Source organism: Brachybacterium sp. AOP25-B2-12 (genome assembly GCF_052378625.1).
Lineage (GTDB): Bacteria > Actinomycetota > Actinomycetes > Actinomycetales > Dermabacteraceae > Brachybacterium.
On the sequence record NZ_JBQSXW010000004.1, the window covers coordinates 198132 to 209172 of the forward strand.

Annotated in this window: 11 protein-coding genes and 3 tRNA genes; 2 read left to right on the forward strand and 12 right to left on the reverse strand. The window is 70.8% G+C overall.

Going from position 1 to position 11041, the window contains the following annotated elements:
* Nucleotides 1–21 precede the first annotated feature (21 nt).
* The 5 genes from ACT3TZ_RS04855 to ACT3TZ_RS04875 all read right to left on the reverse strand — a co-directional run bounded on the left by ACT3TZ_RS04855 (nt 22) and on the right by ACT3TZ_RS04875 (nt 1270).
* A complete protein-coding gene (locus tag ACT3TZ_RS04855) occupies nt 22–522 on the reverse strand; it encodes an FAS1-like dehydratase domain-containing protein (protein WP_444582263.1) in 501 nt (166 codons plus the stop codon).
* A gap of 91 nt (nt 523–613) precedes the next feature.
* Nucleotides 614–784, reverse strand: coding sequence for a 50S ribosomal protein L33 (rpmG, locus tag ACT3TZ_RS04860; protein ID WP_444582264.1), 171 nt, complete (start codon nt 782–784; stop codon nt 614–616).
* A gap of 110 nt (nt 785–894) precedes the next feature.
* Nucleotides 895–971: transfer RNA gene (locus tag ACT3TZ_RS04865), tRNA-Met, on the reverse strand.
* 54 nt (nt 972–1025) lie between these two features.
* Nucleotides 1026–1098: transfer RNA gene (locus ACT3TZ_RS04870), tRNA-Thr, on the reverse strand.
* Nucleotides 1099–1188: 90 nt separating this feature from the next.
* Nucleotides 1189–1270, reverse strand: a tRNA-Tyr gene (locus tag ACT3TZ_RS04875).
* Between the two features lie 235 nt (nt 1271–1505).
* Here ACT3TZ_RS04875 and ACT3TZ_RS04880 point away from each other — a divergent pair.
* A complete protein-coding gene (locus ACT3TZ_RS04880) occupies nt 1506–1994 on the forward strand; it encodes a YajQ family cyclic di-GMP-binding protein (RefSeq protein WP_444582265.1) in 489 nt (162 codons plus the stop codon).
* Between the two features lie 136 nt (nt 1995–2130).
* Nucleotides 2131–2703, forward strand: a complete 573-nt coding sequence (locus tag ACT3TZ_RS04885; protein ID WP_444582266.1) for an HdeD family acid-resistance protein — start codon at nt 2131–2133, stop codon at nt 2701–2703.
* Between the two features lie 43 nt (nt 2704–2746).
* Here ACT3TZ_RS04885 and htpX read toward each other — a convergent pair whose 3' ends face one another.
* The 7 genes from htpX to ACT3TZ_RS04920 all read right to left on the reverse strand — a co-directional run bounded on the left by htpX (nt 2747) and on the right by ACT3TZ_RS04920 (nt 11023).
* A complete protein-coding gene (gene htpX, locus ACT3TZ_RS04890; RefSeq protein WP_444582267.1) occupies nt 2747–3619 on the reverse strand; it encodes a zinc metalloprotease HtpX in 873 nt (290 codons plus the stop codon).
* A gap of 266 nt (nt 3620–3885) precedes the next feature.
* A complete protein-coding gene (locus ACT3TZ_RS04895; RefSeq protein WP_444582268.1) occupies nt 3886–4155 on the reverse strand; it encodes a WXG100 family type VII secretion target in 270 nt (89 codons plus the stop codon).
* 45 nt (nt 4156–4200) lie between these two features.
* Entirely contained in the window at nt 4201–4461 is a 261-nt protein-coding gene (locus tag ACT3TZ_RS04900) for a WXG100 family type VII secretion target (RefSeq protein WP_444582269.1), read from the reverse strand.
* 263 nt (nt 4462–4724) lie between these two features.
* Complete coding sequence (locus ACT3TZ_RS04905) at nt 4725–5204, reverse strand: hypothetical protein (protein WP_444582270.1); 480 nt, start codon at nt 5202–5204, stop codon at nt 4725–4727.
* A gap of 131 nt (nt 5205–5335) precedes the next feature.
* Nucleotides 5336–5602: a WXG100 family type VII secretion target gene (locus ACT3TZ_RS04910; protein ID WP_444582271.1), complete on the reverse strand. Its 267-nt coding sequence runs from the start codon at nt 5600–5602 to the stop codon at nt 5336–5338.
* Nucleotides 5603–5773: 171 nt separating this feature from the next.
* Entirely contained in the window at nt 5774–10237 is a 4464-nt protein-coding gene (locus ACT3TZ_RS04915) for an FtsK/SpoIIIE domain-containing protein (RefSeq protein ID WP_444582272.1), read from the reverse strand.
* A gap of 81 nt (nt 10238–10318) precedes the next feature.
* Nucleotides 10319–11023, reverse strand: coding sequence for a hypothetical protein (locus ACT3TZ_RS04920; RefSeq protein ID WP_444582273.1), 705 nt, complete (start codon nt 11021–11023; stop codon nt 10319–10321).
* Between the last annotated feature and the right edge of the window lie 18 nt (nt 11024–11041).

Genomic DNA, 11041 nt, shown 5'->3' on the forward strand with positions numbered 1-11041 from the left:
CCTGGGGCGGGGTGCGCGGGCTCATGCGCCGCGGACGACGAGGCTGCTGCGGACGGTGGCCACGGGGGCGTCATGCTCGTCGGTGAAGTCGACGCGGGTGGTGATCATGGCGTTGCCGCCCACCAGGCGCACGGACTCGACGCTCAGGAGCGGCACCAGGACATCCCCGGCGACGACCGGACGGCGCAGCTCGAACCCCTCCTCGCCGTGGACGACGCGCGAGAAGTCGATGCCCGCGGCGGGGTCCTGGACGTACTGCGCCTCGGCCTTCTGGGCGAGGGACACGAGGAAGGTGGGAGGCGCGACGACGTCCGCGTACCCGGCGGCGCGCGCGGCCGTGGCATCGCGGTGCAGCGGGCTGGGGGCCGAGGTCGCGTCGGCGAACTCGACGACCTTGGCGGCCGAGACGGTCACCGGTGACCCAGGAGGGTAGGTGCGTCCGACGAAGGAGGCGTCCGGGACGTCGGGACGCGGCCCGCCGTCCGCGGTGTCGTCGGTGCTGGGCTGGGCAGAGCTGCTCATGGGTGCTCCTCGATGCGCCGGTGCTGGATGCACGAGGACCACCCGGGGCGATGCCTCCGGGTGGTCCAGGTGGTGGTGTGCTCGGCCCGGGTCAGCGGGTCTCGCGGTGCACCGTCTGCTTGCCGCAGGTCGGGCAGAACTTCGAGAGCTCGAGCCGATCCGGGGTGTTGCGACGGTTCTTCTTGGTGATGTAGTTGCGTGACTTGCACTCGATGCAGGCCATCGTGATCTTGGGACGCACGTCAGAGCTCTTGCTCGCCATGACTCGCCTCTTTCCGTCGGGGGCGCGCTCGGGCCCGCGCGCCGGTGGTGCCCCCGCGATGCGGGGACTGCTGGTTCGTGCACATCGTCCCACCGGGTGGCGGAGCGATGTGGTACCGAGGGCGGGGATCGAACCCGCGACCTCACGATTATGAGTCGTGCGCTCTAACCGTCTGAGCTACCCCGGCATGATCGACACATCGGCCCGATCTCTGGCGAGACCGGGCCGACGCACCCATCGGAGCCCTGAAAGGGAATCGAACCCTTGACCTTCTCCTTACCATGGAGATGCTCTGCCGACTGAGCTATCAGGGCAAGCCCGAAGAACACTACATGCGCTCTGACCTGCGGACAACGCGCCCGCGTCCTTCGGTGCCTGGGATCACACGGGGTGATCCTGGGCGGTGGCAGGTGAGGGATTCGAACCCCCGTAGGCGATGCCAGCTGATTTACAGTCAGCCCCCTTTGGCCACTCGGGTAACCTGCCTGGCCGTGCCCGTCCCCGTGCCCGCCGGAGCGGGCCGTGAAACCGACCTGACGATCATACTCACGGCGCCGTCGGGGCGCGAACCGAGGGGCGCTCCGGGCCGCATGAGGCTGATCACAGCCCCGCCCGCCCGTCTACAGTGGGGCGGTGAGCGCCTGCTCCGGACGGTGCCGAGCCGACCGGAGCCGCACACGCCAGACCTGCATCCGCCAGCCCCGCACCGGAAGGGACCGACATGGCCGACTCCTCGTTCGACATCGTCTCCAAGCTCGATCGCCAGGAGGTCGACAACGCCGTCAACCAGGCCGCCAAGGAGATCTCCCAGCGCTACGACTTCCGCGGCACGGGCGCGAGCGTCACCCTGAGCGGTGACGAGATCGTCTTGGTCGCCAACGCCGACGAGCGCGTGCTGGCCGTCCTCGACGTCCTGCAGACGAAGCTGCTGCGCCGCGGCATCTCCCTGAAGGCCCTCGACGTGGGTGAGCCCAAGCAGTCGGGCAAGGAGGTCCGGCTCGTCGCGGGGCTCCAGGAGGGCATCGCCTCGGACGAGGCGAAGAAGATCTCCAAGATCATCCGCGACGAGGGCCCCAAGGGCGTCAAGTCGCAGATCCAGGGCGACGAGCTGCGCGTGAGCTCCAAGAACCGCGACGACCTCCAGGCCGTCATCGCGCTGCTCAAGGGCAAGGACCTCGACGTGGCGCTGCAGTTCATCAACTATCGGTGACCCACCCGGACGTCCGGTCCCAGGTGTGAGGGACCGTCCAGGCGCGGACCTTGGTCACCTGCCAGAGCGCATTTCGGGAATACGCTGGACGCATCGTCCCTCCCGTGAACGGGACGCGTCCACGTCAGGAGTCGTCATGTCCCAGGCCGTCCCCCCATCCCCCGTCGAGCGCATCGCAGGGCGTTCCCTCGCGTGGATCCGCTCCGGTCTCGCTCTGAGCGGTGTGATCGCCGCCGTCGCGGGTCTGCTGATCCTCGTCGCACCCCAGAAGACCGCCGCCGTCCTGGCCGGCATCGTGGCCATCTACGCGATCGTCGTCGGGATCTCCTACCTCGCCACCGCAGCGACGGGCTCGTCCCTCGGCGCGGGCAGCCGCATCTGGCACGTGGTCCTCGGCATCGTGTTCATCATCGCCGGGATCTTCGCCTTCTCGAACCTCAGCGAGACGATCATCGGCCTCGCCACGTTCGCGGCCATCATCCTGGGCGCCACGTGGATCTTCGAGGGCATCGTCGCCCTGACCACTCTGCGCCTGTCGGGCACGAAGGTGTGGACGGTCGCGTACGCCATCCTGAGCGTCGTGGCCGGCGTCGTGCTGATCGTCTCCCCCCTCACGTCCGCCGCGCTGCTGTGGGTGTTCCTCGGCGTGAGCCTCCTGGTGATGGGCATCGTGCAGACGGTCCGCGCGCTCGCCTTCAGCCGCGACTGACCGATCCCGCGGTCCGTCACGTCGGGCGCCGGGCGAACGGAGCTCAGAATGGCCGTTGCTGGGCGGCGTGCGCCATCTCCTCGAGGCGTGCGATCCGCTTGTCCATCGGCGGGTGCGTCGAGAACAGGCCGGCCAGGCCCTCCCCCGCCTTGAAGGGGTTGGCGATCATCATGTGCGCGGAGTCCACGACGTCCTGCTCGGGGCGCAGGGGCTTGGCCTGCACACCCGCGGAGATCTTGCGCAGCGCCGAGGCGAGGGCGAGGGGATCGCCCGTCAGCCGGGCCCCGTCCTCGTCGGCGTCGTACTCGCGGGTGCGGGAGATGGCCAGCTGGATGAGCGTCGCGGCGATCGGCGCACAGATCATCGCGGCGAGCGCGGCGATGATGTTGCCCCCACGGTCGCGGTCCCCGCCGAACCACAGGGCGAGCTGGGCCAGGGACGTGATGATCCCGGCGACGCCGGCGGCGATCGAGCTGGTGAGGATGTCGCGGTTGTAGACGTGCATGAGCTCGTGGCCCAGCACTCCCCGCAGCTCGCGGTCATCGAGGATCCGCAGGATCCCCTGCGTGGCGCACACCGCGGCGTGCTTGGGGTTGCGTCCGGTCGCGAAGGCGTTGGGCTGATCGGTCGGGGAGATGTACAGGCGCGGCATCGGCGCGTTCGCCTGCCGGGAGAGCTCCTCGACGATCGCGTAGAGCCGTGGCGCCTGCTCCGGGGTCACGGGCACGGCGCGCATGGACCGCAGGGCGATCTTGTCGCTGTTCCAGTAGCTGATGAAGGTGCCGACCAGTCCGATCAGCGCGAAGAGCCAGATCAGTCGCGCCCCTCCGACGGCCCAGCCGACGGCGAGGAGCACGCCCCACAGGATCCCGAAGAGTGCGGCCGTCTTGACCGTGTTGACTGCCGAACGTCCCATCGTCCGCTCTCCTCCTGCCGATCCCATCGGCCCTCTGCTGACCTCCGGGAAGTCTAGGTGCCCTGACCCCGTCGACCTTGGGAGCCGTCTCGGTGCGGGCTGTGAGCCGGTTCCCGCCGGGGGCGCGAACAGCCGACGACGCGAACGGCCCGGCGTCCCGCACGGGCCCGGGACGCGAACACCTCCTGCGCGCGAACTGCCCCGGCACGCGAACGGGCCCGGCCGCCGTGATGGCGACCGGGCCCGGACCTGGGCAGTGCCCGAGGTCAGTTCTGGTTCGAGGTGTCGTCCTGCTCGTCGGCCTGGTTCTCCAGGTCGTTGCTGCGGTCGTAGTACGCCTGCTGCAGGTTGGCGACATCGCTGCCCACGAAGGCCGAGAAGTCGGCGACGTAGGCGTCGTAGTCCGGGCCGACCCACTCGACCGAGCTGACGATCGAGTACACGTCATCGATCGCGGACTGCAGGTTCTCGCCGGCGGTCTTGATGGCGGCAGCGACCTCGCGGCCCTGATCCGGGTTCATTCCCTTGAAAGACATCTGATTCTCCCCTGTGGTGACGGTGCGACGTGGTGGTGGTCGAGCTCAGGCCGAGGCGCTGCGCTGCGCGGTGGCGTTGCTCTTGGCCCGCTCGGCGAGCTCGGTGAGGCGCTGGACGACGCGGGTCGTCTGGTCGCCGATCTCGCTCTCGAACTCGCTCACGAAACGGTCACGGTCCTCGCCGGTCCAGTCGAGCCCGTTGAGCTGATCGGCGGTGTTGTCGTAGATCTTGGTGATGTCCTCACCGGTCGAGATCTCCTGGGCGGCCAGCTGGTCGACGGCCTCCGGGTTCATACCCTTCTTCATGACGATTCCCCTCGTTGGTGTGTCGGTGTCCTTCGTGCTCCGCTCGGTCCCGGTCTCCGCGGCCCCTGGCCGCTTCCTCGATCCGTTCTCCGTGGCGATGACTCAACTCTATGGCCGGTCCTGCGAGGTGACCATGGGGACAACTCCCCATGTGGATCGGCGGGCGTCCCAGGTCCCCTCCACCGCGGGAGGACTGGAGCGCACCACGCACTGACCAGCGGCGTTGATGGCCAGGTGGCGGTGCGGGGCGCCGTTCGAGCGCGTCAGGCGGCGTCGGCCCGCACGGAATCCTGCGCGGTCCGGATCTCCTCGATGTGCTCATCGGCGACATCCGCGCCGCAGCTGCCGACGACCTCGACGACGTCGACCACCGGGCCTCGATCCAGGATCGCGTAGCGCACCGCCTGGACGACCGTGGTGCCGCCGGCCTGGGTGTAGCCGTACTCGCTCGCGAGCCAGGTCCGCCCGGCGGACTCGAGGGGGCCTGTGCCGATCTCCTCGAGCTCGGGGAGGGCCGCCTTGCGGCGCTCGAGATCGGTGCGCGCACGCTCGAGGTCGTACCCCGGGGGCATCCGTTGCACGGAGACGACGAGGTTGGTGCGGAAGCGGTCGCGGGGTCGCGGCTCGGCGACGGCGATCTCGACGCCCGGCACGACGACGAGCTCCCAGTCGTCCGGGACCTCGAGAGCCAGACGGGGCTTCGCCGGGAGGTCGGAGCTCGGGAACTGGATCGTCCTGGTCATGGCGCGGTGGTCTCCTCGGATGGGCTGGCGACAATCTACCAGCGGGCACCTCGTCGGAAACGGGCACACCGGACGGATCCGCCCGGGCATGACGACGGGGCCCCGTCGGGAGGCCGTGCGCGTCGGGGCGCTCAGGCGGAGGTGGACTGCTGCTCCGAGGCGTTGGCGTCCGCGGTCGTGCTGAGACCGGTGATCGCCTCGGAGATCTGCTGGAGCGCGGGGACGGTCTCGGACTCCCACTGCGAGCGGAACCGGTCGGCGTCGGGGCCGGTCCAGTCGACGCCGTCGAGTCCGCTCGTGAGCTCCTTCTCGATGCGGAGGATCTCCTCCGCCGCCGAGTCGAGGTCCTTGGCGAGCCGACGGACCTCCTCGACGTCCATGCCCTTGATGAGATTCACGGTCCTGCTCCCCTCTGTCGGCGCCGCGTGCGGCTGATGTGTCCGCACCGTGTGCGGCAGGCGCCCGCCCACCGGCGGGACCCCCTGGATGCTCCTCACTGTAGGACGCCCGCGGGCTGGGGCACATGGGGAGGACTCCCCATGTGGACGACCGTGCCGAGGCGGCCCGGATCATCCGTCGGCCTGGGCCACCTGGAGCTTCAGGGCCCGGCCGCTGTGCACCAGGAAGCCGCGCCCGGCCGGGAAGTCGGTGCGCCGCACCCGCCCCAGCGGCGTCCCCAGGAGCAGATCCCCGTCGCCGTCGGCCGGCTGCAGGAGGATCCCACGGCGACCGGTCTTGAACGGCTTGGCCAACTGGTACGCCTGGGACCACGAGGACGACTCGTTCTCCCCGACCACGAACTGCCCCTCCCGCGCGGCCGCGCGGACCAGCTTGTCCAGATCGTTCTCGGCGCTCGTGCCCGTGAAATCCGCGACGCCGTCCAGGAACAGCGCCAGCCGCCCCTCGGGGACCGTCCCCGATTCGACGGTCGCCAGCAGCTGCTGGGCGAGCGCCCGGACCTGATCCGGGTCCGAGGCCTCGACGTCCCAGATGCCCTGCCCCGTCAGCGGGGACTTGCGGGCCGAGAAGCGCACCAGGCGCATCGGGTTCGGGAGCGCCCGCAGGCCCGTCGCGATCGTGATGAGGGTGGTGGTTCGGCCCGAGGACATCGGACCCGAGACCATGAACGCGCCCCGCGGCTCGATGGTGATCTCCCGCATCGTCTCGTCGGCCATGCCGATGACAGGACGCCCCTCGACGACGGGACGCAACGTCGACAGCTCGATGCGCTCAGGGAGCCGAGCCACCGGGGACGCCTCCGGAACCCCTGCCCGGCGCATGGCCTGGGCCAGCTCGGCGACCTCGCGCGACTGGATGGCGACATTGGCGTCGCCGCCGTGCACCGCCACCTGCATCTCATGGCCCTCGAGGATCGCGCGCCCGGGCGGCGAGGAGGAGTCCAGGACGTCCTTGGCCTGGCCGAAGACCGCGTAGTCGTCGGCGGCGGCCATGCGATGGATCAGCCGGCGCTGGATCGAGGAGCCGAGCGAGGCCGGGACCGCATTGGGACGGTCGCCCGTGACGACGACATGGACCCCGACGGGGCGGCCGTCGGTCGCGATCTGCACGAAGGTCGTGAACCACTTGGTGAGGTTGGAGTAGTCGTAGGCCTCGCGGAAGGCCGCCATGCCGTCCACGAGCAGCAGGATGCGCGGCGTCCGGGGAGCGTCGGCCAGGGTCCGGTACTCGGCGATCGTGCCCGCCCGGACCCGGGCGAACTCCTTGGCGCGGTCGTCGACGAGCTGGCGCAGGGTCCGCAGCAGCCGGATCACCCGCTCCTCGTCCTCGCCGGCCACGATCGAGCCGACGTGCGGGAGCTCCTCGAGCATCGTGAGCCCCGAGGAGCCGAAGTCGAGGCCGTAGACCTGGACGGGACCGCCGCGCACCGTGCTCGCGGCGGAGATCGCGATGGTCCGCAGCGTCGTCGACTTGCCCGAGCCACCCGTCCCGTACACCGCCATGTTGCCGTCGCGGTCGGGCCGATAGGTGATCGTCGGCTGCGCCTGGTCCTCGGGGACGTCCATCACCCCGAGCAGGAGCTCCTCGTCGGTCCGCCGGCTGGGAAGGCGGGACAGGTCGTAGGCGGGGGCGAGCTCGGCGAGCCACGGCTTGCGCGGGACCGGGACGCCGGCGGCGTCCGCGGCGCGGGAGATCGTGCGCACCATCCGGGAGATGTCGTTGGGGCCCGGGTCGCGGACCTCCTTGACCACGGGCGTCGGGATGTCCCACACGTCCCCGGCCCCGAAGGCCCTCTCGACGATGTCGATGCGGGCGCGCTCGGGGGCGTCGGTGGTCCACCCGCCCGCGTACCCGGTCTGGAACGTCGCGATCCGCCCGGGTCCCGTCTTCGCAGCGGCGCGCCCCGGGATCCCCGGGTCGAAGTGTGCGGCCATCACATCGCCCAGGATGTCCTTGGAGTCGGCCTCGTCGGCCATCCGCAGGGCGATCCGCAGGTTGGTGTTGGCCCGCAGGTTGTCCTTGATGACGCCCGCAGGACGCTGGGTGGCCAGGATGAGGTGCAGGCCCAGGGACCGGCCACGCGCGGCGACGTCGACGACGCCGTCGACGAACTCGGGGATCTCCTTGGCCAGCGCCGCGAACTCGTCGACGATGATGATGAGGCTCGGCGGGCACTCCGGATCTCCGGTGCGCTCGAGGGACACGAGGTCCTTGGCCTTCTTGCGGTTGAGCAGGTGCTCGCGATGGTGCAGCTCGGCCCGCAGGGACCGCAGCGCACGACGGACGAGGTGCTGGGAGAGGTCGGTGACCAGACCCACCGCGTGCGGCAGGGTCACCGCGTCGGCGAAGGCGGCGCCGCCCTTGTAGTCGACGAACAGGAACGTCACCCGGTCGGGGCTGTGCGCGGTCGCCATGCCCATCACCCAGGCCTGCAGGAACTCCGACTTGCCGGCGCCGGTGGTGCCGCCCACCAGGGCGTGGGGCCCCTGGGTGCGCAGGTCGAGGTACAGGTGGTCGCTGCCGTTGTGGCCGATCAGGCCCCGGAGGTCGCCGTCGTGGCTGCGACGCACGGGGGCCGAGCCGTCCCGGACGGTGAGCGATCCGTTCTCCTTCCAGCGCTCGACGACGACCCCGGGGTCCACGGCCAGCCCGGTCCCGGCGAGCTTGAGCCAGTTGATCGAGCGCGGGAGGTCGGAGTCGTCCTCGACGGGGACGCCGGCGTCGACGACCGGTGACAGGTGCCGCGCCACGCCCGTGGCGACCTCGACGGAGACCGTCTCGATGGCGACCGGGTAGGACCGCTCCCCCAGCCGCACCTGCCCGCCGGTGGCCCCGTCCACCGTGTCGTCGACCGACAGGAAGGTCCGGCAGGCCGACGGCAGGGCGGCGATGTTCGCGGCGCACCAGATGAGGTGCACGCCCACGTCGGGGCCGCGCTCGGCCAGCCGCACGAGGCGCGCCCGGTCCACCGGGGCGTCGTCCTCCACGATCACCACGAGGGAGGGCGTCACGGGCGGCGGCGGCGTGACCGGGCCGTCCTGGATCTCCTGGTGGATGGGACCGCGCAGGGACGCGGGAGCGCCGCCGCCTCGCTGCTCGATGAGCTCCTCGAGGCGCGAGAGCAGGGATATCCCGGAGCGACGGGTGTCGGCGAGATGATCGCCGGGCAGCGGCGAGTGCGCGCTCGAGGTGTGCGGGAGCCACTTGAGCCACTCCCAGTCCGGACGCGAACGGGTCGAGGTGATCGCGGCGAGCGCCACGTCCGCCGGCGAGTGCAGGCCCACGACCTGCGTCACGAGGGCCCGAGCGGCGCCGCGCGAGGTCGCGGTGGCGCCCGCGACGCCGATGCTCCCACAGGTCCGCAGATCGCCGACGATCGGGACACCGGCGATGTAGCGGTACTCCTCGATCATGTCCTCGAGCTCATCCCAGAACTCCGGGATCGTGTCGTTCTCGCGCGGGGACTCGATGTCCACCCGGGATTCGGCGACCCCGATGCCCAGGCGGACCGTCGCGAAGTCGTCGTGCTCGGGACGGTGCGTCCACAGCAGACGGCCCAGCCGGAAGGACGAGTCCACCGTGTCGGCGGCCGACGGCGTCTCGACCAGGCGCACCGCGCGCTCGAGCTCCTGGGCGGCGCTGACCCGTCGCTTGAGCGAGGCCATCCCCTCGGTGAACTTCTCGATCTGCCGCTCGAGGGTCTTCTTCTGCTGGAAGCGGCGGTTGAGGTACCCGGCGCTGGCCATCATCGGCATCATGACGACGAACATGATCGAGCGCGGGCTGCCGGTCAGCAGGAACATGAACGCCCCCATGAACAGCGGCGCGAAGAGCATGAAGATGGGGAAGGCGGGCGGGTCCGCCTCGCGCGGCGGCTGCGGCGCCTTGACGGGCCGGTACGGGAAGCGCGGCACGACGCGCGGCGAGCGGTTGAACTCGACGACGGGCGAGGTCGGGGCGACGCCGCCGGGACGGTGGAGCATGACCACCGCGAAGGACGTGTCACCGATCAGGACCGTGTCGGCGGGACCGATCGCGGTGCGCTGGACCCTCTCCCCCGACAGCAGCACCCCGTTGGAGGACTGCAGATCCACGATCTCGACGTCGTCGCCGACGTTGATGCGGCAATGGCGCTTGGAGAGCATCGGATCGGCGATGCGGATGTCCAGGTCGCCCTCGCGGCCGATGACGCTGGCACCGGCGGGCAGCGGGTACTCGCGGCCCGCCTCGGGTCCCGAGAGGATCCGCATGAGCGCCACCGCCGCGCCCCGCTCCTCGCCGCGCGTGCGGTACTCGGTGCTCGAGCGTGCGATCGAGACGACGCCGCCGGAGCGCAGCCCCGCCTGGATGAGGTCGGCGTCGCGGTCCAGGGACCGCACACCGCTCGCGCCGGGGCCCGCCCCCGGGTCCTGGACCTGCAGGGTCAGACCTTCGGGGGCGCGCATCCCCGCACGCATCGGATCGGCGAGATACAGGGCGTTGGCGACGTCGGCGACCGAGGCCGTGGCGTCGGCCGTGACCTCGATATCGGTCAGTCGGTCCTCGGGCCGTCGCAGCGTGAGCTTGATGCGCATGGTGGGCGGGATTCTCCTGGGCAGGGGCGGGGATCAGCGCGGACGAACGGTCGCGCGCGGCGGGGCGGGGAGGATGCCCCGTCAGTCCTCGTCGTCGGTGGACTGGTCGAGCAGGGGCAGGTCGTCGATGGTGACCAGCCGCGAGGAGACCGCGTGCTCGACCAGGCGTGCCCGACGGTTGCTCGCGAGCCGACCGGGACCGCCGCGCAGGCCCCGCACGCCGAGCCGGTCGAGCTTGTCGCAGACGTTGTCGAGCTTGCGGTTGAACTTCGTCGACGGCCAGCCCAGGCGCTCGGCGGCGGCGGCGGAGGTGGGCACGGTGCTGATCCCGCTGCCCTCCCGGGTCAGCATCGGCTCGGACAGCGCGAGGATGAGCTGCTTCTGGGACAGGGTGAGGGCGACGGGCCCCACGGTCGTGTCGCCGACGGGATCCGAGGCGCTCGGCGAGCGTTCGAACTCGGGCTGCTCGGCGTGGACCGCGAGCTCGTAGGTCGTGGGCCCCGCCGTGAACACCACCTTGGTGACGTCGAAGACGATCGGCAGGCGGGCCCCGGGTGCCAGCCACGCCTGCATCGTGCCCGTGGTGTCGGCGATGGTCGCCGACAGCCTCGAGCCGATGTTCACGAGCCACCACAGCGAGTCGACCTGGACGACAGAGAGGAACTGCCGGTGCAGGAAGGGGTTGTCCTCATCGATCCGGAGATCGGCGTCGCGGCCGATCGTCAGCTCGCCGCCATCGGGGATGCGGAACCACTCACCGCAGAACTCGACCGAGATCGTGGCCATCGGCCCTCACCTTGTCCT

Excerpts from the sequence above, each read along its gene's own strand:
- ACT3TZ_RS04905 (WP_444582270.1), bottom strand. The coding sequence starts at position 5,204 with ATGACCAGGACGATCCAGTTCCCGAGCTCCGACCTCCCGGCGAAGCCC.
- rpmG (WP_444582264.1), bottom strand. The coding sequence starts at position 784 with ATGGCGAGCAAGAGCTCTGACGTGCGTCCCAAGATCACGATGGCCTGC.
- ACT3TZ_RS04895 (WP_444582268.1), bottom strand. The coding sequence starts at position 4,155 with ATGTCTTTCAAGGGAATGAACCCGGATCAGGGCCGCGAGGTCGCTGCC.
- ACT3TZ_RS04880 (WP_444582265.1), top strand. The coding sequence starts at position 1,506 with ATGGCCGACTCCTCGTTCGACATCGTCTCCAAGCTCGATCGCCAGGAG.
- ACT3TZ_RS04885 (WP_444582266.1), top strand. The coding sequence starts at position 2,131 with ATGTCCCAGGCCGTCCCCCCATCCCCCGTCGAGCGCATCGCAGGGCGT.
- ACT3TZ_RS04855 (WP_444582263.1), bottom strand. The coding sequence starts at position 522 with ATGAGCAGCTCTGCCCAGCCCAGCACCGACGACACCGCGGACGGCGGG.
- ACT3TZ_RS04900 (WP_444582269.1), bottom strand. The coding sequence starts at position 4,461 with ATGAAGAAGGGTATGAACCCGGAGGCCGTCGACCAGCTGGCCGCCCAG.
- ACT3TZ_RS04915 (WP_444582272.1), bottom strand. The coding sequence starts at position 10,237 with ATGCGCATCAAGCTCACGCTGCGACGGCCCGAGGACCGACTGACCGAT.
- ACT3TZ_RS04920 (WP_444582273.1), bottom strand. The coding sequence starts at position 11,023 with ATGGCCACGATCTCGGTCGAGTTCTGCGGTGAGTGGTTCCGCATCCCC.
- htpX (WP_444582267.1), bottom strand. The coding sequence starts at position 3,619 with ATGGGACGTTCGGCAGTCAACACGGTCAAGACGGCCGCACTCTTCGGG.